A 21250-nucleotide genomic window follows, 5' to 3' on the forward strand; every position below is an offset into this window, starting at 1 on the left:
CGTGAATCGGACAATTGACGGTGTCGCCGCCTTCCGCCGCGGGCCCTTCCGCTCCTCCTGATCGGGAACTCCCCTGCGAAGGAGCAAGGCAATGGGAGACAAGCAACAAACGCTCAGCACCGGCGAGTTGGGGCTCGCGGACATGCTCGGCGGGCTGCGACGGGAGCTGGAAGAGGCACAGCGGCGAGCCGCGGGGGAAGAGCTGCGCTTCGGCGTCGCCGATGTCGAGGTGGAGGCCACGGTCCAGATCACCCGTACCGCCGAGGGCCGGGCGGGCATCCAGTTCTGGGTGGTCCAGGCCGGTGGCGACTACGCGCACGGCAACGCCACAACGCACCGGATCAAGCTGAACCTCACGCTGCCGCCCGACACGCGCGTCTCGGACAAGGAAGACGGCGTCGAATGACCGGGCTCGACGCCGAGCGGCTGGTCTCGCTCACCGCGGACGGCAGACGAGGCTCGGGGTATCTGCTGACACCGGAACTCATCCTCACCGCGGGTCACTGCGTCGGGCCAAAAGGCTCCGCGGTCACCGTCCGCGCCTACGTGCGCCATGAGGGGAGTTACGACCTCTCGGAGGAGCGGCACACCTTCCGGGTGGCGGTCCGGGGGGATGACGAGCCCGACTACGCGCTGCTGGCATCCACCGACGACGATCCGTTCCGGACGGCACGGGACGGCCCGTCGGGCGAGGTGCGCCTGGGCCGGCTCATCGGCGAGGGCGCCGTAGCCGCGCAGGCGCTGGGCTTCCCGAAGTCAGGGGTGCAGCAAGCTGGGGAGAGACGGTTGTTGAACCCGGAGGACGTGCGGGGGCGCGTCCTTCCGCTCACCGGGTGGAGGCGCCAGGTGCGTCGTCTGAACCTGCAGATCAGGACAGGCTCGTCGCCGCTCGCCCGGGGGGCGTCGCTCTGGAGCGGCATGTCGGGTGCGGCCCTGTTCAGCGGGGATCACCTCATCGGCGTGATCACGGAGGACCGCGCCACGATCGAGGGACGGCTGATCGCGCTGCCCGTCAGCGCGGTCTTCGGCGACGACGGGCAGGCCGAGGCGAACGCCTGCCTGCTGGCGGCCCGCGACACGACGGCACCCGAGGAACGCGTCACGCTGGACCCCGTCTGGGCGGGTGGCGAGATCCTGCAGCCCGCGTACAGCCCCCTGCCGCCACGCGATCAGTGGTCCGAGGCGGACCTGCTCGAATCCCGCCACGGTGTCGTGCCCTTCCGGGGGCGCGCGCAGCAGCTCCGAGCGCTGGTCGACTGGTGCGAGCACGAGGACGACCGGGGCGGCGGACCACGCATCCGGCTGCTCACGGGCGGCAGCACGGTCGGCAAGACCCGTCTCGCCCGTGAGCTGTGCCGCACGATGGCGGGGAGGGGGTGGGTCGCCGGTGTCGTCGACCCGCTGCACGTGGACTTCTCCGGTGTCTGCGCCCTGCCCGAGGACCGACTGCTCGTCATCGACGACGCCGACGCCCACGCCGGACAACTGCACGTCCTCCTCGCCCAGGCCACCGAGCGCGGCGGCCACCATCCGCTGCGCGTCCTGGCGGTCGCCCACCGCGGCGGCCCGTGGTGGGACGCGGTCAGGCGGCGCTACGAGGCCCTGGTCGACGCGGAGGATCCCGCCCCGCTTCCGCCACTGCCGGAAACCGACCGTGAGGACGTCTACCGGGCGGCCTACGCCGCGTTCCGGGGCTGGTACGAGGAGAGCGACAGCAAGGCCGATGCCACTGTGCCCGCGGGTGCCGTACCGGAAGGCGAGACCTCGACGGACGGCGCCGCGCCCGCCGTGACCGCTGTCCCGGGCCTCGATGAGCCCGACTTCGGCAGCTATCTGCTCATCCTCATCCAGGCACTGGTGGACGCCCGCACCCTGCTGCACAAGACGCACTCGGCCACCGCGGGACCGCCCACCCGCTCACGCGCCAACGCGCTGCTGGACTACGCCCTCGACGTGGAACGCCAGAGGTGGCAGGCGTCCGCCGAGCGCCAGAGGCTGCCGCACGACCCGGTCCTGCTCGAACGGATCGTCGCCGTCTCCAGTCTGGCGGTGGCCGACGGCGAGACGGACGGTGAGCGGGAGACCGAGGCGGCGCGCCGGCTGCGGCTCGTGCCCGACCTCGCCGACGAACCGGAGTGGCTCACGCGTGCCTTCGCCCGCTGGCAGCACGCGGAACTGGCCGGAGAGGGCTACCTGCGGTCGCTCCAGCCGCTGAGGCTCGCCGAGCGGCTCGGCGCGAAGGTCATCGCCGCGTTTCCCGACATCGCCCCGCAACTGCTCGACGTCGGCGGCGACGGCCCGGGGATCCCCCAGGACGCGACGGACCAGGCGCGCCAGATTCTGAACGTGCTGCACGTCCTTCAGCTCACCGCCGGCTCCGACGGCTGCCGGGCCGACGGGACGGGTGAGCCGTCGGCCCAGCAGCGGGCCCGCGAGGCGCTGGACGCCGCGCTGCGCAGTCACGCCCGCCCCCTCGTCCGGCTGGTCAAACAGGTCGCGGCCACCGATCAGGACCAGTTCGCGAGCGCCATCGGCACCTCGCTGGCCTGCGCGCTGAACTCCACGCTCCGCAAGGAGTCCGCGCAGGAGGTCGCCGCCCAGGTCCTCGGGGAACTCGACCTCGCCTGCCCGGACGTCCTGTTGGAGCTCGCCACGGCCGTCGCGGAACACGCGGTGCAGCACTACCGCCAGGGCGGCGCAGCGCCCGTTCAGGACAACCGGGGAGAGCTGGCCCGGGCCCTTCAGCGCTGGTCGCTGTACCTGGCCAGTTCGGGGCTGCGCATCCAGGCGCACGAGGTCGCCGGGCAGGCGGTGGACATGTACCACGCCCTGCACCAGCTCAGTCCGTCCGAGGAGCACGAGTTCGCCCTGGCGGAGGCTCTCAAGGACCTGGCCGACCGGCTCGTCGACGTGGGGCGGTTCGAGGACGCGGACCTGTGTGCCCGGGACTCCATACGGCGTCTGGAACCGCTGTTCCAGCGCAACCCCAGCCGCCGGAACGCCTTCGGTCTGGTGAAGTCCCTGTGCACGCTGGCCACGGCCACCCACCGCATCGGCCGTCAGCGCGAGGCCCTGCAGGCGGCGACCGAGGCGTGCGAGCTGATCGAACGGCTGCCGCAGGCCCAGGAGAACGACGGGCACGGGCCGGACGAGATCCAGGGCTTGCGGGCGTTCGCGCTGCGCTGTCTGGCGTGGCAGCTCGGTGCGAGCGGACGCGTCGACGATGCGGTGGCCAGGGCCTCGCAGAGCGTGGAGATCTACGAGGCCCTGCGCGAGAGGTGTCCGGGCCTGTGGAAACGGGACATCGCCGAGGCCCTGTCCATCCTGGGCGTCCAGCATGCCGCCCGGCAGGAGTGGGACGAGAGCGTCGACCGGCACACCGAAGCCCTGACCCGTCATTACGAGGCCCTGGAGCGGGAGTACCGCGAGGCCGTACGGCCGCAGCACGCTCTGGCGCTGGGCCGGCTGGCGGAGGCACACCTGGGCAGGGCGCGCGCCCGTCCGACGGAGAGCCGGCAGGACCTGCTCGAGGCACTGGAACACGTCGAGCAGGCCCTGAAACAGTACGAGGGGATGCGCAAGGAGGACCGGTGGGCCAATCGCGTCCACGAGGCATGGACGAGCTGTCTGGAGGCGGAGGTTCTGCTGGCGCTGGACGCGACAGGCCGGCCGCAGCGTGCCGCACCCGCGATCCGGCAGACCTGTGGACGGGCCGAGGCCGCGGCCCGCCGGGCACTGACGCTGTACGACGAATTGGACGTACGTGCCTGGCGGCTCAGGTTCAACAGGGCCCGGGCGCAGGCGGTGCTGGCCCAGTCGTACGGAGGCCGGGGCCGCCCCCGGGCCAAGGTGCTGCGCGCGCACGAGCAGGCGCGCAACGCGTTCGCCCGGCTCGACGCGGAGGAACCGGGGCGCGCCGAGGCGGAGTTGCGCGCGATCGAGGACACGATCGAGAGCCTGCGGCAATCCGGTCCGCCCGCCCAGGCGCGTGCGCAGACGTCCGTGAACCCGTCGGGCAAACGACGCAAACGGCACCAGCCGAAGCCCCGCCTTCGCGGCCGTCAAGGTCGTCAGGGTGCGGCCGGGCGCAGAAGACACCGGTGACACGTTACGGCCGCCCTCAGGACTGATTCACATCCCGCAGTTCTCAATATCAGAACCAATTGCTGTTGGATTTCCAGATCGGTGATTTCTAGAGTGGGCACTCGAGCCCCTGAGAACTCACATCACGGCGAAAGAGTCACATGAAGACCTTCACCCTGCCCGGCACCGACATGGTGGTCCCCAACGTCGTCCTCGGGCTGATGCGTATCCAGGACATGAGCGACGAGGCGGTGCGCGAGCTCGTGAACACCGCGCGCGATGCCGGCATCACGTTCCTCGACCACGCCGACGTCTACGGCACGGACGACCACGGTTGCGAGCGCCGTTTCGCCGAAGCCATGAAACTCAGCTCCTCGGAGCGCGAGCAGTTCGTCATTCAGTCGAAGGCCGGAATCGTCAAGGACGGGCCGTACTTCGACTTCTCCTACGACCACATCATCGAGTCCGTGAACGGTTCACTCCGGGCACTGGACACGGACTATCTCGACATTCTGCTGCTGCACCGCCCTGACGCTCTCGTCGAGCCGGAGGAGGTGGCCCGCGCCTTCGACGAGTTGTCGGCCGCAGGAAAGGTCCGTGCCTTCGGCGTCTCCAACCAGACCCCGCGACAGCTCGACCTGCTGCGCAAGTACGTGACGCAGCCCATCGTGGCGAACCAGCTGCAGCTGTCGATCACGCACGCGCCGATGATCGCGCAGGGCATCGCGGCGAACATGCAGGACCTCGACCAGTCGGTCGTACGCGATGACGGAATCGTCGACTACTGCCGCCTGCACGACATCACCATCCAGGCGTGGTCGCCGTTCCAGGCCGGATTCTTCGACGGCCCCTTCCTCGGCTCCGAACGCTTCCCCGAGTTGAACGCGGTGGTCGACCGGCTGAGCGAGAAGTACGGCGTGCCGGCCGAGGCGATCGCGGTCGCCTGGATCACGCGCCACCCGGCGCAGATGCAGGTCGTGCTGGGCACCACGACGCCGGAACGTGTCAAGGCCGCGGCGCTCGGTTCCGACCTCCCGCTCACGCGGTCCGAGTGGTACGAACTGTTCCGTGCGGCCGGATACAAGGTGCCGTAGCCTCGACCCCCTTCCCCCACCTTCGTGCGGCCACGCCCGCAGCGTCTCCTCCAGCCGCCGCGCGGTCGCGGACCACAGCATCCCCGTGCAGTGGCCGGCATGTGACCGCACTGCCCGGGTTCGCTGCGGTCGGAGCCGTCACTCGTCGTTCACCCACCGCATGAGCCGTTGCAGGGGGTAGAAGCCGTCGTGCGAGAGGCCCGGTGGCATGCCGCCCGCCCTGCCGAGGGAGACCACGCGTTGTACGCCGGCGCAGGCGAGGGCGTCGCGCAGTTCCGCCTTGCGGGTGTCCGGGTACACACCGACCGTCTGGGTGGCGACCCCGGCATGGGCGACGGCCTCGGACAGTGCGCCGACCGGGACGACGTCGACGATCTTCCCGTCGGGGTGGAAGTCCACGGGTTCCGGTGAGCGGATGACCAGGCCCGTGCCGTCGTAGCCGCCCCACACCCGGTAGTCGGGTGCCATGGACCGCAGGACGTCGATCTCCTCGCGCAGTTCCGGGGCGACCCGCGGGCCGCCGGCCGAGCTGAACTCCCTTGCCGTGCCCAGGCGTTCACACAGCAGGGCGGCGTAGCGGTCGGCGTCGTCCCGGGATCCCTCGACGAACTGGAAGCGGCTGGCCACGCAGGCCTGCTGGTTGAAGAAGGTCGCGTCGGCGGCGCCCGCGTCGGCCGCCCGTGCCAAGGTCTCCTCGGACGCGAAGGCCTCGCGGCCGATCATCGAGATGGAGGTCTTGGGGTCGAAGGAGACGAGCTCGAACCCCGGACCGACGTACTTCAGCGCGCTGCGGATGGTGGCCTCGCCGCCCCAGGCGACCAGCTTGTCGAAGAACTGGGGGCGGAACAGCGCGCTCTCCACCACCTCGTCGCCGCCGCGCCAGTACGCCGCGGAGAACGACCGCACCACCGGATGCCCGGGGGCGACGGCGGCCATGGTGCGCAGAATCGCGGTCGCGGTGAACAGGTCGTTCGAGGGCAGTTTGACGAGGTTGACGCCCTTGGTGAGCGCGCCGCGCACGACCGACATCGCCGCGACGCCGGGTGCGTTGCCCGCGATGATGTGCACCAGACGGGGCGGGAACGCGCGGATGGCCGCGACCCGCTCGTCGGGCAGGCGCACCTCGCGCCAGCCGTCGAGGACGTCCGCTCCGCCGAGTTCGTGGTCGATCTGGGCGTACAGGCCGGGGCGTTGGAAGCTGCGCCACAGCACGGCGTAGGCGCGTTCCAGCACCTCCGCGGGCAGTGGGCTGACCGGGGCCATCCGTTCCAGGGCTTCGGCGAGCAAGCCCGCGCGGTCCGCCTTGAGGGCCTCGCCGGTCTCCACCAGCAGGTCGACGATCTCCGCCACGGGCACGTGGAAGGCGGGGCCTGGTTCGGTGCGGGGCCACACGAGGCGGTCCAGGTCGAGGGCCGGTGCGGTCAACCGGCCGAGGTCGACGGGGGTGCCGTGGTCGACCTCGCCGCGGATCATGTGGACGACGGTCACGGGGGCCGTGGCGTGGTCGTCGAGTGTCGTACGGCTCATCCGTGGATCATCCCCCGCACATAGGAGTCGAGTGTCGCCGCACAGGTGATCTTGTCGTCGCCGCCGAGGTCGCCGTAGCGCTGGATGTCCGGCAGGACGGCCGGTCCCGGCCGGCCGCAGCCGCACTCCGAGAAGTCGACGAGGACCCGGTCGCCGCTGATCAGTCCGCCCCAGCGGCCTTCGAGGGAGACGTCGAGGAAGGCGAACCGGCCCTCGACGACGCCGTGTTCGGGGTTGAGCAGGGTCTCGCCCTCCTGGTCGAGGACCAGTGGGATCACCCACGGCGGCACGTGGTAGTTGCCCTTCTCGCAGGCGAGGCAGGAGCCCTGGAGTTCCGTCATGCCGTAGCTGCGGACGCGGCGGACACCGTCGTAGAAGGCGGCGAGCTGCTGCTGGTAGTCGTCGGGCAGGGCGCGGCCCTTGTTGCCGCCGCCGCTGAGCACCAGGGTGTCGGGGTGGAGGCTGCCGTCCTGGACGCCGCGGGCCCGCAGGGCCTGGATCAGGGTGAACTGCTGGTTATTCATCCCGGCGATCAGCAGCGGCTCGTCGCGGTGCTCCCAGATGTCGTCGACGATGCGGGCCACGGCCGCGTCGAGTTCCTGTTCCCGTGCCGCCGAGACGCTCTCGAAGGAGCTGATCTCCTGCGGGGTCGCGGTGCCCTCCGCCATCCGGCGGCGCAGCAGGGCGCTGCTCATCAGCTCGGAGACCCGCAGCGGGTCCTCGGTCAGCAGGCGGGTCCCGCCGGGGAGCGCGAAGACCTCCGCGTGCCAGCGGAAGCCGTCGATGGAGCGCATGGGGCCGCTCGCCGGTGCGAGGAGGTAGCCGTGGCGGGTGGGTTTCGGCGGGAGGGGGTCGGGCCAGCAGGTGAGGTTCTCCAGGATGTCGTGCAGGAAACTCAGGTCGCTCTCGGCGCAGTTGAGGAAGGAGACCTTTCCGGAGGTGCCGCTGGTGATGTACGGGCGGTGGCCGGCGGCCGTGATGCGTTCGGTCCACTCGTCGATGTCGCGTACGCCCTCGACGTCGACGTCCGCCGGTTCGAGCGCCGAGACGGTGGTGTACCAGCGCAGCAGCCGGTCCCAGCGGCCGGCGGTGATGAGGGAGACGGGGTAGGACTTGTAGCTGGTGTGGGAGAAGAGGAGGGGCACGAGGTCGGCCAGGGTCGTCACCTCGCGGACACCGGTCTCCTCGGCCCGGGTCCGCAGCAGGGGGATGCGCTCGCGGTGGGCGGCGAAGGCCTCCCGTGCCGCTTCGAGCTGCAACTCCCTCATGGTGGCGGCGGGTTGCTCGAAGGTGTCGCCGGACAGGGCCAGGGATCGGATCTGTTCGCGTGCGCTTGCCACAGCATCTACCTCAATCAGTTGCGTACGTGGTCTTCTCGGCGAGGTACGACGACTCGATCGCGGCCAGGTTCCCGCGCAGTTCCTCCGGGGTGCCGGTCAGGGTGACGCGGCCGCGGTGCAGGACGTAGACGCGGTCCGCGATGTCCAGGACCTTGCGCACATGCTGTTCGACCAGCAGGGCGCCCAGACCGCGGTCGGCCGCCTCGCGCACGGCGCGCAGCAGGCGGTCGACCACCAGCGGGGCGAGTCCGAGGGAGAGTTCGTCGGCGAGGAGGAGTCTGGGGGCCCGGCCCAGGGCGCGTGCCAGTGACAGCATCTGCTGTTCGCCGCCGGACAGCATGCCCGCGCCGGTCCTCAGGCGTTTTTCGAGTTCGGGGAAGAGTTCCAGGGCCTGCGCGGTCGTCACCCGGCCGACCCGTAGGTTGTCCGCGGTGTCGAGGCGGGTGAGGACCGCCCGCTCGCCGACGTACGCCAGGCCCTGGCGGGCGCGGCGGTGCAGCGGAGTGCGGGCGGTGTCGCCCAGCCAGCGCACCTCGCCGTCCATCGGGGCCAGCTCGCCCGACAGCACCCGCAATGTGGTGGTCTTGCCCGCGCCGTTCGGTCCGAGGAGGGCGACGACCTCGCCGGGGCGGACCTCGATGTCGAGGTCGCGCAGGACGGGTCGGCTGCCGTAACCGGCGGACAGGGCGCGGGCTTCGATCAGGGGCTCGGTGTCGTGCACGGACGTTCCCCTCCGGTCAGCCGGCCGGGACGGCCGTGAGGACCTTGCGGACGTCGACGAAGGTCGACCCCGGCTTCGCCCACTCGATCTGGCCGTTGCGGATGGTCAGTTCGGTGGCGGTGGTGTTGTGGATGCGGTTCAGGCCCTTGATGGGCAGGGCGGTCGAGGTCTGCCAGTTCAGGGCGGGGGTCAGGCCGCCGGTGTCGATGCCCGAGGTGGTGTTCAGCTCCTGGACGAGGGTCTTGGCCGAGATCGAGGGCAGCTTGCCGATCGCCTCGGTGAGGACCTTGAACGCCACCCAGGTCGTCTCGTTGGCGCCGTTGGAGACGTCGATGTCCTTGTCGCCCTTGGTGGCTGCCAGGAAGTCCTTCCAGGCAGGGTCGGAGGTCGGCGGGAAGTAGCCGGTGATCGCGGCGCCCTCCAGCGGACTGCCGCTTCCGCCGGTGCTCGCGGCGAGCTGCGGGGTGAGGTTGCCGACGACACTGCCGAGCTTCGTCTTGGCGCCGGACTGGACGTACGACTTCACGAACAGGTCGGAGTGCGTGCCGAGGATGACGCTGACGCAGTCGCTGCCCTTGGTGGCGGCGGCGACCTGCGGGGCGAGGTCGGTGGCGGTGACCGGCACCTTGAGGTCCTTGGGCGGGGCCCCGCCTGCCGAGACCGCGCCGAGGGTGAGGAACTGCGACACGATGGCGGCGGCCGCCAGGTCGTACCGTACGCCGGAGATCTTCTTGCAGCCGTCCTGCACCAGCTGCCGGCCGTGGGCCGCGAACACCACCGGGGTGCCGCCGTTGACCGGGAACGACAGCGGGTTGGAGAACTCGGCCGCGGAGACCCCGGTGCCGCCGATGTAGGGGATGCCGGCCTTCTGCAGGATGGGCATGTAGCGGTCGCCCGCGAGGCTGTACGACCCCACCACCGCGACCACCTTGTCGGCCACGGCCTGCTGGGCGCACTTCTCGGCCTCGTCGGGGTCGTTCTTCTCGTTGCAGGTCAGCACCTTCAGCGGGCCGCCCTTGATGCCGCCGTGGGCGTTGATCCACTTCTCGTAGGCCTGGGCGGTGAGCCGCACCCCGGGCTGGGCGCTGCCCTGGGTGTCCTCCGGGTTCCAGACCATCACCTTGACCGGGGCACCCTTGAGCGAGGAGGTCTCGGCCGCGCTGCCGGACGCCTCTCCCCCGCAGCCGGCGGCGAGCAGTGCTCCGGTGACCGCGAGACAGGTCGCTGCTGCGGTTCTGTGTCGGCGTGAGTCGTTCATGGTCCCTCCGCGGGGCTCGTCATCGAGATGGCGAACAGCATGGGGTGCGTTTTCTGGTTAGTGAAGTACTCTCGGCACAATTATTTAAATAAATACGCTGTCTGGCATGTCCCTGGGAGGTTCACCCGATGGCCGACATCCTGCGTTTCGCACTGCTGGGCCTGGGCCTCGGCGCGCTCTACGCCCTCACCGCGCACGGCATCGTGCTGGTCTACCGGGGCTCGGGCGTCCTCAACCTCGCGCACGGCGCGATCGGGATGGCGGGCGCCTACGTGCAGTGGGAACTCGCCGTGAACGAGGACGTGCCGTACTGGCCGGCCGTCGCCTGCGGGGTGCTCACCTCCGCGGCACTGGGCGTGCTCACCCATCTCCTGGTGATCAGGCCCCTGCGCCGGGCGTCGTCGCTGGCGCGGTTGGTCGGCACGCTCGCGGTGTTCATCGTGCTCACCGCTGTCGCCGTCAAACGCTACGGCGACAGCCTGCAGTTGGTGCCGGGCAAGCTGCCCACCCGGCTGCTGACGATCGCCGGGGCCACGGTCTCCGAGGACCGTCTCTGGCTGCTCGGCATCGCCCTTGCCGTCACCGCGGTGCTCCATCTCCTGTACCGGCGCACCCTGTTCGGCCTGGGCACCACCGCGGTCGCGGAGAACGAGCACGTCGCCGCCTCGCTCGGCTGGTCCCCCGACCTCGTCGCCACCGGCAACTGGGCCCTGGGCTCGGCGCTCGCCGGCCTGACGGGCATCCTCATCGTGCCGGTCATCGGACTGTCGGTCACCGGCCTGACCACCCTCCTGCTGAGCGCGCTGGCCGCCGCCCTGGTCGGCAGGTTCTCCTCGTTCCCCGTGACCCTGGCGGGCGGCCTGGCCATCGGCGTCGTGCAGTCCGAGCTGACCCGCTTCGGTACCGGCGTCACCGGTCTCGCCTCCTCCGTCCCCTTCCTCTTCATCGCCCTGGTGCTGGTCGCGCGCGGCCGGGCGCTGCCGCTGCGCGGCACCTTCCTGGAACGGCTGCCGGCGCTGGGCAGCGGCCGGGTACGGCCCGTGCCGCTGGCGTGCGCCGTCGCGGTCGGCCTGCTGCTGGTGAGTCTGTCGACACCGCTGTGGGCCGACGCGATCACCAGCACCCTGGTCCTCGGCCTGATCATCCTGTCGATCATCGTGGTCACCGGGTACGCGGGACAGGTCTCCCTCGCGGCCTACGCCCTGGCCGGCACCGGCGCCTTCATCGCCGGACATGCCGCCGCCGACTGGGGCTGGCCGTTCGAACTCGCCCTGCTGGCAGGCGTGTTGGGCACCGTCCCGATCGGCCTGCTGTTCGCGCTCCCGGCCGTCCGCACCCGCGGAGTCAACCTCGCGATCATCACCCTCGGCCTCGGCACCACGCTGGAGGCGATGGTCTTCCAGAACACCGACCTGTCCACGACCACCGGCAGCGACGGCATCGCGGTGGGCAAGCAGACCCTCTTCGGCATCAGCATCTCCGGGGTCGACCATCCGCAGCGGTACGCCGCGGTGGTCCTCGTGCTGTTCGTCGCCGCCACGCTCGTGGTCGCCAACGTGCGGCGCAGCAGGACCGGCCGCCGGCTCATCGCCGTACGTGCGAACGAACGGGCCGCCGCCGCCCTCGGCATCGACGTTCGTGCGGCCAAGCTGTACGCCTTCGGCCTCTCCTCCGCCGTCGCCGCGCTGGCCGGAGTGCTCACCGGATTCCGTTCGACCTCGGTGGTCTTCTCGGACTTCGCCAGCTTCGACTCGATCACCGCGCTCGGGCTTGCCGTCATCGGCGGTGTCGGCTTCCTCGTGGGCCCGCTGTTCGGCGCCGTCTTCGCCGCGGGCACGGTCGGCGCGCGGTTCGGGGACTGGGTGCTGCCGGGTCTGAGCGCGTGGATGCCGCTGATCGGCGGGATCATCCTGGTGCTGACGCTGGTGGGCAACCAGGACGGTATCGGCAAGGAGGTCGGACGGCAGGCCGCGGGCGTCCGACGCAGGCTGTTCCCGAAAGCCCGACGGCGCGCTGCCGTCGCGTCGCCGGAGGAAGAGACGATCGCACCGGACGTCCCCCGCGCCGCACCGCTCCCCCTCCACATCCGGGACCTGACCGTGCGCTACGGCGGTGTCGTCGCCGTCGACGGGCTCTCGCTGGACGTCGAACCGGGCCGGGTCGTGGGACTCATCGGACCCAACGGCGCCGGCAAGACCTCCGCCATCGACGCCGTCACCGGCTTCACGCGCGCCGCGTCCGGCAGTGTGCGCCTGGACCAGCGGGACGTGACCCGTGCGCCCGTGCACCGGCGGGCCGCGGCCGGGCTGAGCCGCTCCTTCCAGTCGCTGGAGCTGTTCGAGGACATGACCGTGCTGGACAACCTCTACGCGGCCTGCGACCGGCCCGGCAGATGGGCGTGGCTCACGGACCTGATCCGTCCCGGCAGCCGCCCGCTGCCGTCCCACGTGCTCATCGCCGTGCGGGAGTTCGGTCTCCAGGACAGTCTGGACCGGCCGGTGGGCGATCTGTCGTACGGCGAACGCAGGCTGCTGGCCATCGCCCGCGCGGTGGCGGCCTCGCCGTCCGTGCTGCTCCTCGACGAACCCGCCGCCGGGCTGTCGGACGACGAGACGCGGGAACTGGCGCACCTGGTACGGCGGCTGGCCGAGGACTGGGGCATGGGCGTCCTGCTCGTCGAGCACGACGTCGACATGGTGATGAGCGTCTGCGACCAGGTCGTGGTCCTGGACTTCGGACGCCGTATCTGCGCGGGCACGCCGGAGGAGGTGCGCCGCGACCCGGCGGTGCGGGCGGCCTACCTGGGCGACCTGGAGCCGGAGACGCTGGCCTGAGAGCCGGCACGGCTTTGAGCCGGAGGTGCCCGTCGGCGCCTCCGGCTCTCGTAGGTCTGTGTCAGGCGTCCCGCAGGTCCGCGACGTACGGCGCGTGGGACAGCAGTCCGCCGTCCACGCGCAGGGTGTGGCCGGTGATGAAGGCGGACTCATCGGAAGCGAGGAAGACGACCGCGGAGGCGACGTCCTCGGGGCTTCCGAGGCGCGGGGTGAGGTGATGGCGCAGCATCGCCTCCCGGATCGCGCCGTGCGCCGAACCGGAACTGGCCGGCGTGACGATGAAGCCGGGCGCGATGGCGTTGCAGCGCACGCCCTGCTTGCCGTACTGGGTGGCGACGTACTGCGTGAGGTTGATCAGGGCGGCCTTGGACGCGCCGTACGCGGGATTGCGCAGGTCGCCCGCGAGGCCGGACCCGGACGAGGTGTTGATGATCGAGCCGCCGCCCCGGGCGATCAGGTGCGGGACGGCGGCCTGGACGGCGACCATGGTGCCGCGCAGGTTGATGCGCATCGTGTCGTCCCAGACCGCCGGGTCGGCCTCCGCCACGGCGAGGTCCTGGCGGGCGGCGAGGTGGGTGGCCGCCGCGTTGTTGTGCAGGACGTCGAGGCCGCCGTACGTCTCGACCGCCGCGGCCACCATGGCTCGTACGCTCGCCACGTCCCCGAGGTCGACCTTGACCGCCGTCGCGGATCCCCCGGCGGCTCGGATCTCCTTCGTCACCGCCTCGGCGCCGTCGAGGTTCAGGTCGGCGACCACTGTGTGCGCGCCCTCGGCCGCCACCCGACGTGCCGTGGCGGCGCCGATGCCCGACGCCGCCCCGGTCACGACGGCGATCTTGCCGTCGAGTCGTCCCATGCCCCAACCGCCTTGTCTATGCGCTGAGTTCGCTGCCGACGATGGACACGAAGGACACGCATTCGCCGGGTCCGCCGCCCAGGTTGTGGGTGAGGGCGAGCGAGCGTCCCTCGGCCACCGACTTCACGGTCCGCTCGGCGGGCGCCTCGCCCCGCAGTTGCAGCCAGGCCTCGAACATCATGCGCAGGCCCGAGGCGCCGATGGGATGCCCGAAGGCCTTGAGGCCGCCGTCCGGATTGACCGGCAGCGAGCCGTCGAGGTCGAACGACCCGCTCGTCACGTCCTTCCACGCCTGTCCGCGCTCGGCGAAGCCCAGGTCCTCCATCAGGACCAACTCCGTTGGTGTGAAGCAGTCGTGGACCTCGGCGAGGGCGAGTTCGGCGCGCGGGTCGGTGACGCCGGCCTGCCGGTAGGCCTCCTGGGCGGAGGCGACGACCTCGGGGAAGGTGGTGAAGTCGTACTCCGGGTCGAGGAGCCCGTCCGCCGGGCCGGCGACAAAGGACAGCGCCTTCACGAAGATCGGCCTGTCGGTGTACTTGTAGGCGTCCTCGGCGCGTACGACGATCGCCGCCGCCGAACCGTCCGAGACACCCGAGCAGTCGAACACGCCGAGCATGCCCGCGACGATAGGGGCCGACCGGATGCGTTCCAGCGGCACCTCCTTGCGGAACTGGGCGCGCGGGTTGCGGGCGCCGTTGACGTGGTTCTTCCAGGCGATACGGGTGATGACGTCCTTCAACTCCTCTTCCGCGAGGCCGTACTTGGCGGCGTACGCGGGGGCCAGGAGGGAGAAGTTCGCGGGGGCGGTGACCTCGCCGCGGCTGTCGTCGCCGGCGCCCGGGATCGCCGTACCGGAGAGACCGGACATGCCGGAGTCCTTGAGCTTCTCCACGCCGACCGCCATCGCCACGTCGTACGCGCCGGAGGCGACGGCGTAGCAGGCGTTGCGCAGGGCCTCGGAGCCGGTCGCGCACATGTTCTCGACGCGGGTGACCGGCTTGTGGGGCAGGCGCAGCGCGCGGCTCAGGGTCAGTCCGGACACGCCGGAGGCCTGGGTGCCGAACCAGAACGCGTCGATGTCGTCGATCGTGATGCCGGCCGAGGTCACCGCCTCGCCCACGGCGTCCACCAGCAGATCGTCGGCCGATCGGGTCCAGTGCTCGCCGAAGGGCGTGCAGCCCATGCCGACGATCGCGACCCGGTCCCGGATTCCGTGCGAGCTCATCCGTGTGTCTCCTCGGTCTCGTCCCCGGTCTCGCCCGTGCGCACCGGCCGGGCCTTCCAGAAGTAGTTGTGGATGCCGGACGCGGTGACGGTGCGCCGGAAGGTCATCTCCACGCGGGCGCCGATGACGGCGTCCGCCTCGGTGGCGTCGGTGAGCTGGCAGCGGAAGCGGCCGCCGCCGTCGTAGTCGACGACCACGACGAGCATCGGCGGGCTCGGTGTGTGGGCCAGCCGGTCGACGGTGAACGTGGCGACCGTGCCCCGCACGTGCTCCATCGGCTCGTCGGTCATGGCGTCGACGCTCCGGCAGGAGGTGCACACCCGGTCCGGCGGCAGATGCCGGGTGCCGCACTTCTCGCAACGGGAGGCGACGAAGCCGTACTTCCAGGCGGTGCGACGGTGCGCGGGCGGGGCGTAGGGCGGCTCGGGGTCGGGGCGCCGGGGTGGTTCGCGGTCGAGGAGGCCGCGCCAGGAGAGGTAGGTGGCGTACGGCATCGGGGCGCTGCCCGCGGTGATCTGCGCGGCGACCGGGCGGGTGCTGCGGTGGGCCGGGAGCGCGTCGGTGGTGCGGAGCAGGACGACTCCGGCGCCGTCGCCGAGGACGACGAGGGCGATGACCTCGCCGGGCTTTGCGCGGTCGAGGACGTCGGCCAGGAGCAGGCCGGGCTGGGCGGTGCCGGCGTTGCCGATCACCCCGGTGAGGTCCGGGACCGCCGCCTCGGGGCGGGCACCGGCCGTACGCCGTACCGTCGCGCACGCGCGTGCGTGCAGGCCGGAGACGATGAGGTGGTCGATGGCGCCGCGGTCCAGGCCCGCCTGGTCGAGAGCGGCGGTCAGGGCCTTGTCCGCGAGGGACACGTAGATCTCCTCGGCGAAACGCTCCTCCCAGGCGCGGGAGGCGGGGGCGCCCGGCAGCCGCCAGCGGTCGAGGATCTCGTCGCTGACGGTGTCATGGGCGAGCAGTTCGGCCAGGACGGGTGCGCCGTTGCGGTGGCCGCCGAAGACGAACGCCGCCGCGCCGTCACCGCCGGCGACCTCGTCGCTGCCGCCGGGCAGGCCGGTGCGCAGGTCGGAGAGGACGGTGAGGGTGGGGACGGCGGAGCGGGCGGCGGTGACCAGGGCGCCGAGGCCGGAGCGGACCGAGCCGGCCATGTCGACGGCGAGGACGTGCTCGTCGAGGCGGAGCGCGGCGTGGACGGCGGTCGCGTTGGTCTTGTCGAGGTAGGCGGGTGCGGCCGTGGCGAGGAAGAGCTGGCCGATGCGGGGGCGCAGGCAGTCGCGGGCGAGGGCCACGCGGGCCGCCTCCACCGCCATGGAGGTGGTGTCCTCGTCGTAGCCCGCTACGGCGCGGGTGCCGCGTCCCGGCGGTGTCCCCAGCGTGGCGGCGACGTCGGCGCGGGCCAGGCGGTGGTACGGCACGTGGGCGCCGTATGCGATCAGTCCGGCCATGTCAGCGTCCTCCCTGAGCGGTGTTTTCGAAGATGGCTGCGAGGCCCTGGCCGCCGCCGAGGCACATGGTCTCCAGGCCGTAGCGGGCCTGACGGCGGTCGAGTTCGCGCAGCAGGGTGGCGAGGATGCGGCCGCCGGTGGCTCCGACGGGGTGACCGAGCGAGATGCCGGAGCCGTTGACGTTGAACCGCTCGAAGTCGGTCTCGGTCAGGGCCCATTCACGGGTGCAGGCGAGCACCTGGGCGGCGAAGGCCTCGTTGAGTTCGATCAGGTCGATGTCGGCGAGCTTGAGCCCGGCTCGTTCGAGGGCCCTTGCCGTGGCGGGCACCGGGCCGATGCCCATCGTCTCGGGTGGTACGCCGACGACGGCCCAGGAGACCAGGCGGCCCAGTGGGCGCAGCCCGAGTTCGGCGGCGCGCTCGGGGTGGGTCACGACGCACAGGGCGGCGCCGTCGTTCTGGCCGCTGGCGTTGCCCGCGGTCACCGTCGCCTCCGGGTCCTGGCGGCCGAGCACCGGACGCAGCTTTGCGAGCTTGTCCAACGAGGAGTCGGGGCGCGGGTGTTCGTCGGTGTCCACGACGGTCTCGCCTTTTCGGCTTCGTACGGTGACGGGGACGATCTCGTCGGCGAAGCGGCCCTCGCGCTGGGCCGCGACCGCCTTCTCGTGCGAGCGCACGGCGAGCAGGTCCTGCTCCTCACGGGAGATGCCGTACTCGCGACGCAGGTTCTCCGCGGTCTCCAGCATGCCCCCGGGCACGGGGTGGTTGACGCCGCCGGAGGTGACCCGGCCCCGTGCGAGGCGGTCGTGCAGGGTGGTGCCCGCGCCGCGCACGCCCCAGCGCACGTCGGTGGTGTAGAACTCGGCCTGGCTCATGGACTCGACGCCTCCGGCCAGCACGAGGTCGCTCGCGCCGGTCTGCACCTGCATCGCCGCGGTGATGACGGCCTGGAGTCCGGAGCCACAGCGGCGGTCGATCTGGAGGCCGGGCACCTCGACGGGCAGTCCGGCGTCCAGGGCGGCCACGCGGCCGATGGCCGGGGCCTCGCCGTTGGGGTAGCACTGGCCGAGGAGCACGTCGTCGACGGCCGTGGCCGGGATGCCGGTGCGGTCCAGGAGGGCCCGTACGACGGTGGCGGCGAGTGCTGCCGCGGTGACGTCCCGGAAGGCTCCCCCGTAGCCCCCGACCGGGGTCCGTATCGGTTCGCAGATCACCGCGTCACGCATCGGTCATGCCTTTCATCAGCGGGTTGGGGGGCCTCATCGGAGGGCTCACATGTACCGGCCGCCGGTCACCTCGACCACGGCTCCGGTGATGTAGCTCGCCATGTCGGAGGCGAGGAAGAGGACGACCTGGGCGACCTCGGCGGGTTCGCCCGCGCGGCCCAGGGGGATCTCGGCGAGCTTCGCGTCCCAGGCGGCCGGGGGCATCGCCTCGGTCATGGCCGTGCGGATCAGGCCGGGCTGCACGGCGTTGACGCGGACGCCCGCCTTCGCGAGCTCCTTGGCGGAGGCCTTGGTGAGTCCCACGAGCGCGGCCTTGGCGGCGCTGTAGTTGGTCTGGCCGAAGTTGCCGACCTTGCCGGCGATGGAGGAGATGTTGACGATGCTGCCGCCCTGTCCGTGCGCCCGCATCGCCTCGGCGGCGTACCGGGTGCCGTTCCAGGCGCCGGTGACGTGGACGTCGAGGACGGCGCGGAAGTCGGTGAGGGGCATCTTGCGCAGGGTCGCGTCCCGGGTGATGCCGGCGTTGTTGACCATGACGCCGACCGGACCGAAGGTGCTGGTGCAGTGGGCCACCAGGGCAGCGACCTCGTCCTCGTCGGTGACGTCGCAGCGCAGTGAAGTCGCCTTGATGCCGTTCGCGGCGAGGCGCTCGGCGGCTTCGCGTGCCGCTTCCCCGTTGATGTCGCCGAGGACGACGGCCGCGCCCGCGTCGCCGAGGACGCCGGCGATCTCGTACCCGATGCCCTGCGCGCCGCCGGTGATCACGGCGTTCCGTCCGTCCAGCAATCCCATGTCAGCCCGCCCTGGCTCGACGCTCTTCCCAGCTAAATAGATAACCTATTATGCTGAAACAATCAATACAGCGATCAGCTGTGCGTGCGGGCCCGGACGAGGAGCGACCACAGGTGGACATCAGCTATCCCCCGGAGACCGAGACGTTCCGGGCCGAGGTCAGGACGTTCCTCGCCGAGAACCTGCCGCCGGACTGGAAGGGCATCGGCGCCCTGGACGAGGACGCCGCCTGGTCCTTCGCCCGGGACTGGCGCCGCCGGCTCGTCGAGCGCGGCTTCCTCTCCCTCACCTGGCCCGAGCGGTACGGCGGCCTGGGCCTGTCCAAGCTCCACCAGGTCGTCCTGATGGAGGAACTCGCCCTGGCCGGTGTCCCGTTCGGGCTGCCGCAGGACACCTTCGGCGTGAAGATGCTGGCGAACACGCTGCTGCGCTGGGGCACGGAGGAGCAGAAGAGCCATTTCCTCCCCCGCATCCTGAGCGGCCAGGACACCTGGTGCCAGGGGTACTCGGAGCCGGACGCGGGGTCCGATCTGGCCTCCCTGAAGACCCGGGCGGTGCGCGATGGCGACCAGTGGGTGATCGACGGACAGAAGGTGTGGACCTCCGGCGCCCACCACAGCGACTGGATCTTCGTCCTGGCCCGTACGAACCGGGACGCCCCCAAGCACCGCGGCATCTCCTTCCTCCTCGTGCCGCTGGACCAACCCGGCGTCGAGGTACGGCCGTTCCGCATGATGAGCGGGCAGCTGCACTTCAACGAGGTCTTCTTCAGCGGCGCCCGGACCCGCGCCGATCTGGTCGTCGGCGGCGTGGACAACGGCTGGGCGGTCGCCCAGAGCCTCCTGGGCGTCGAACGCGGCGAGGAGGCGGCGACCAACCCGATCCTCTTCCGCGCCGAGGTGGAGCGTCTCGTCGCGCTCGCACGGCAGTACGGCAAGGACCAGGACCCGGTGATCCGGCAGCGGATCGCCTGGTGCTGGTCCAAGGTCGAGATCATGCGCTGCCTCGGCTACCGGATCCTCACCGGCTGGCTGAAGGGCGCGGAGCCGGGGCCCGAGACGTCGATCGCCAAGCTGTACTGGAGCGAGTACCACACCGAGGTCACCGACCTGGCGATGGACATCATGGGCCTGCACGGCCAGGTCCCGGTCGGACGGGGGCCGCTGCGCACATACCGCACGGACGACCCCGGCGCGGCCAACAGCTCGGGGTCCTGGTCGACGACGTACCTGATCGCCCGCTCCGGAACGATCTACGCCGGCACATCCCAGGTGCAGCGCAACATCCTCGCGGAGAAGGTGCTGGGCCTTCCGCGCGAGCCGCGGCTCACGACTCCGTAGGACCCTCGAAGCTGCTGAGTTCCGGGACCGGGCGGGGGCTGGGTCCCGGGACCCAGCCCGCGTCGAGCTTGCGCAGACCCACGCCGTCGGGTGCCCAGATGTGGCAGCTGTTCATCACCCAGGCGGAGGCGCGCGGGTCGTGGGAGCGGGGTCCGGCCGCGCGGCTTCGGGCCGAGATGGCCGACTGGACGACGGCTGGGCCGAGCGCGCGGGTCAGTTCGTACAGGTGGGTGCAGCCGGACACCCCGTGGAAGCGCTGCTGGACGGCCCGGTTGTAGCCGCTCGCCACGCTGAGCCCCACCAGGGCGTCGAAGGCGGGTGCGATCAGGGGGCACTCGGTGTGCGGGAAGTCCTTCATGCCCGCCTCGGCGGCCGTGATCGTCATGTCCGCGAGGCGCACCCGCACCGCCAGCACCATGCGGTGGACGACACCGCCCGGCGGCTCCTCCCAGGGACGCTCGTCGCGCAGTTCCGCCTCGACGGAGATCTCGCCGCCGTCCTCCTCGTAAGCGGTGACGGTGATCGTGCGACGGTGCAGCGGGAGTTCGGTGCGGGTCATGACGAGGCCTCCTCCAGCTCGCTCTCCTCCACCGCCGACGCGCCCTCCCCCAGTGCCGGGAAGGCCGGTGGGCGGCGCTCGATGAAGCTGAGCACGCCCTCCCGGTAGTCCGGTGCGCGCTTCGCCGTGGCCAGCAGGGCGGCCGCGGACTCACTGCTCTCGGCGAAGGTTCTCACCTGGTCGTCGGCGAGCTGGCGTTTGATGAGGGACATCGCGTACGGGCTGGCCGAGCGCGCCAGTTCGGTCGCGTAGGCGAGGGCCTGCGGGAGCAGGTCGTCCGGCTCGGCCAGGCGGTTGACGAGGCCCATCGACAGGGCCTCCGTGCCGGTGACACGGCGCGAGGACAGGAGAAGGTGGGCGGCGTTGCCGTAGCCGACGAGCCGGGGCAGGATCCAGGACACGCCGTCCTCGGCCACCAGCCCTCGTGCACTGAAGGCCGCGGCGAACTTGGCCTGCGGTACGGCGAACCGGACGTCGCACATCAGCGCCTGGTTGAACCCGATGCCGGCGCAGGCGCCGTTGACGGCCGCTATGACGGGCTTCGGGAAGGACATGGGGCGGGTGCGCGGGGGCAGCTGGCCGGTGGGCCACGGGCGGGCGCCGGACGACGCGCCGTCCAGCACGCTCATGTCCATCCCGGGGCAGAAGCTGCGCCCGGCGCCGGTGAGCACCACCGCCCGCACCCGCGCATCCGCCTCCGCCCGGTCGAACAGCTCGTTGTAGAGCAGCTCCATCTCCAGCGTCCAGGCGTTGTGCCGGTCCGGACGGTTCAGGGTGAGGAGCATGACCCCGTCGTCGGTGAGTTCGGTGATGATCACCGGGGCCGCATTCTCGGTCATCGAGGTCACTCCCACGGGCCTGCTGACTTAATAGATAGATGAATCATCTATATACCAGCCGCAGCCACGGCGCCAGATCCCCCTGCCGAGAGAAGATCCAACCATCCCT

At 71.3% G+C, this 21250-nt stretch carries 16 protein-coding genes; 5 read left to right on the forward strand and 11 right to left on the reverse strand.

The features are described from left to right. Nucleotides 1–91: 91 nt before the first annotated feature. The 3 genes from OHN19_RS00770 (at nucleotide 92) to OHN19_RS00780 (ending at nucleotide 5177) form a co-directional block, all read left to right on the forward strand. Nucleotides 92–406, forward strand: coding sequence for a trypco2 family protein (locus OHN19_RS00770; RefSeq protein ID WP_330262182.1), 315 nt, complete (start codon nucleotides 92–94; stop codon nucleotides 404–406). Continuing rightward, entirely contained in the window at nucleotides 403–4104 is a 3702-nt protein-coding gene (locus OHN19_RS00775; protein WP_330262183.1) for a trypsin-like peptidase domain-containing protein, read from the forward strand. Before OHN19_RS00770 ends, OHN19_RS00775 begins: the two co-directional genes overlap by 4 nt. A gap of 140 nt (nucleotides 4105–4244) precedes the next feature. Further along, nucleotides 4245–5177: an aldo/keto reductase gene (locus tag OHN19_RS00780; RefSeq protein WP_330262184.1), complete on the forward strand. Its 933-nt coding sequence runs from the start codon at nucleotides 4245–4247 to the stop codon at nucleotides 5175–5177. Between the two features lie 138 nt (nucleotides 5178–5315). On the opposite strand, the gene OHN19_RS00785 is transcribed toward OHN19_RS00780, so the two are convergent. The 4 genes from OHN19_RS00785 to OHN19_RS00800 are packed head-to-tail and all read right to left on the reverse strand — an operon-like array spanning nucleotide 5316 to nucleotide 10023. After that, nucleotides 5316–6704 (reverse strand): acyl-CoA reductase, encoded by a 1389-nt coding sequence (locus OHN19_RS00785; protein ID WP_330262185.1) that lies wholly within the window; start codon nucleotides 6702–6704, stop codon nucleotides 5316–5318. After that, on the reverse strand, nucleotides 6701–8044 hold the full coding sequence (locus OHN19_RS00790; protein WP_330262186.1) for a hypothetical protein: 1344 nt from the start codon (nucleotides 8042–8044) through the stop codon (nucleotides 6701–6703). The genes OHN19_RS00785 and OHN19_RS00790 overlap by 4 nt, the downstream gene beginning before the upstream one ends. 10 nt (nucleotides 8045–8054) lie before the next feature. Continuing rightward, nucleotides 8055–8765 (reverse strand): ABC transporter ATP-binding protein, encoded by a 711-nt coding sequence (locus tag OHN19_RS00795; protein ID WP_330262187.1) that lies wholly within the window; start codon nucleotides 8763–8765, stop codon nucleotides 8055–8057. Between the two features lie 16 nt (nucleotides 8766–8781). Continuing rightward, on the reverse strand, nucleotides 8782–10023 hold the full coding sequence (locus OHN19_RS00800) for an ABC transporter substrate-binding protein (protein ID WP_330262188.1): 1242 nt from the start codon (nucleotides 10021–10023) through the stop codon (nucleotides 8782–8784). Between the two features lie 128 nt (nucleotides 10024–10151). On the opposite strand from OHN19_RS00800, the gene OHN19_RS00805 reads away from it, so the two are divergent. Beyond that, nucleotides 10152–12857, forward strand: coding sequence for a branched-chain amino acid ABC transporter permease/ATP-binding protein (locus OHN19_RS00805; RefSeq protein ID WP_330262189.1), 2706 nt, complete (start codon nucleotides 10152–10154; stop codon nucleotides 12855–12857). Nucleotides 12858–12918: 61 nt separating this feature from the next. On the opposite strand, the gene OHN19_RS00810 is transcribed toward OHN19_RS00805, so the two are convergent. From OHN19_RS00810 to fabG, 5 genes are read right to left on the reverse strand one after another with little or no spacing between them, the layout of a single operon-like run. Next, nucleotides 12919–13713: a glucose 1-dehydrogenase gene (locus OHN19_RS00810; RefSeq protein ID WP_330262190.1), complete on the reverse strand. Its 795-nt coding sequence runs from the start codon at nucleotides 13711–13713 to the stop codon at nucleotides 12919–12921. A 16-nt stretch (nucleotides 13714–13729) separates the two neighbouring features. After that, entirely contained in the window at nucleotides 13730–14938 is a 1209-nt protein-coding gene (locus OHN19_RS00815) for an acetyl-CoA acetyltransferase (RefSeq protein WP_330262191.1), read from the reverse strand. Continuing rightward, entirely contained in the window at nucleotides 14935–16386 is a 1452-nt protein-coding gene (locus tag OHN19_RS00820; protein ID WP_330262192.1) for an OB-fold domain-containing protein, read from the reverse strand. The genes OHN19_RS00815 and OHN19_RS00820 overlap by 4 nt, the downstream gene beginning before the upstream one ends. A 1-nt stretch (nucleotide 16387) precedes the next feature. Beyond that, on the reverse strand, nucleotides 16388–17611 hold the full coding sequence (locus OHN19_RS00825) for an acetyl-CoA C-acetyltransferase (RefSeq protein ID WP_330262193.1): 1224 nt from the start codon (nucleotides 17609–17611) through the stop codon (nucleotides 16388–16390). Between the two features lie 45 nt (nucleotides 17612–17656). Continuing rightward, nucleotides 17657–18403 (reverse strand): 3-oxoacyl-ACP reductase FabG, encoded by a 747-nt coding sequence (fabG, locus tag OHN19_RS00830; protein ID WP_330262194.1) that lies wholly within the window; start codon nucleotides 18401–18403, stop codon nucleotides 17657–17659. Between the two features lie 113 nt (nucleotides 18404–18516). Here fabG and OHN19_RS00835 point away from each other — a divergent pair, with 113 nt between their 5' ends. After that, on the forward strand, nucleotides 18517–19743 hold the full coding sequence (locus tag OHN19_RS00835) for an acyl-CoA dehydrogenase family protein (protein ID WP_330262195.1): 1227 nt from the start codon (nucleotides 18517–18519) through the stop codon (nucleotides 19741–19743). Here the strand turns inward: OHN19_RS00835 and OHN19_RS00840 are convergent. Continuing rightward, nucleotides 19730–20302, reverse strand: coding sequence for a DUF2889 domain-containing protein (locus tag OHN19_RS00840; protein ID WP_330262196.1), 573 nt, complete (start codon nucleotides 20300–20302; stop codon nucleotides 19730–19732). The two genes, OHN19_RS00835 and OHN19_RS00840, sit on opposite strands and share 14 nt — an antisense overlap. Continuing rightward, nucleotides 20299–21141, reverse strand: coding sequence for an enoyl-CoA hydratase-related protein (locus OHN19_RS00845; RefSeq protein ID WP_330262197.1), 843 nt, complete (start codon nucleotides 21139–21141; stop codon nucleotides 20299–20301). Before OHN19_RS00845 ends, OHN19_RS00840 begins: the two co-directional genes overlap by 4 nt. Between the last annotated feature and the right edge of the window lie 109 nt (nucleotides 21142–21250).

The sequence above is a fragment of the Streptomyces griseorubiginosus genome (assembly GCF_036345115.1).
In the GTDB taxonomy this organism is placed as follows: Bacteria; Actinomycetota; Actinomycetes; order Streptomycetales; family Streptomycetaceae; genus Streptomyces; species Streptomyces griseorubiginosus_C.

Coding starts and splice junctions, on each gene's coding strand:
- OHN19_RS00770 (WP_330262182.1), top strand. CDS start 92: ATGGGAGACAAGCAACAAACGCTCAGCACCGGCGAGTTGGGGCTCGCG.
- OHN19_RS00775 (WP_330262183.1), top strand. CDS start 403: ATGACCGGGCTCGACGCCGAGCGGCTGGTCTCGCTCACCGCGGACGGC.
- OHN19_RS00780 (WP_330262184.1), top strand. CDS start 4,245: ATGAAGACCTTCACCCTGCCCGGCACCGACATGGTGGTCCCCAACGTC.
- OHN19_RS00785 (WP_330262185.1), bottom strand. CDS start 6,704: ATGAGCCGTACGACACTCGACGACCACGCCACGGCCCCCGTGACCGTC.
- OHN19_RS00800 (WP_330262188.1), bottom strand. CDS start 10,023: ATGAACGACTCACGCCGACACAGAACCGCAGCAGCGACCTGTCTCGCG.
- OHN19_RS00805 (WP_330262189.1), top strand. CDS start 10,152: ATGGCCGACATCCTGCGTTTCGCACTGCTGGGCCTGGGCCTCGGCGCG.
- OHN19_RS00810 (WP_330262190.1), bottom strand. CDS start 13,713: ATGGGACGACTCGACGGCAAGATCGCCGTCGTGACCGGGGCGGCGTCG.
- OHN19_RS00815 (WP_330262191.1), bottom strand. CDS start 14,938: ATGAGCTCGCACGGAATCCGGGACCGGGTCGCGATCGTCGGCATGGGC.
- OHN19_RS00820 (WP_330262192.1), bottom strand. CDS start 16,386: ATGGCCGGACTGATCGCATACGGCGCCCACGTGCCGTACCACCGCCTG.
- OHN19_RS00825 (WP_330262193.1), bottom strand. CDS start 17,611: ATGCGTGACGCGGTGATCTGCGAACCGATACGGACCCCGGTCGGGGGC.
- fabG (WP_330262194.1), bottom strand. CDS start 18,403: ATGGGATTGCTGGACGGACGGAACGCCGTGATCACCGGCGGCGCGCAG.
- OHN19_RS00840 (WP_330262196.1), bottom strand. CDS start 20,302: ATGACCCGCACCGAACTCCCGCTGCACCGTCGCACGATCACCGTCACC.
- OHN19_RS00845 (WP_330262197.1), bottom strand. CDS start 21,141: ATGACCGAGAATGCGGCCCCGGTGATCATCACCGAACTCACCGACGAC.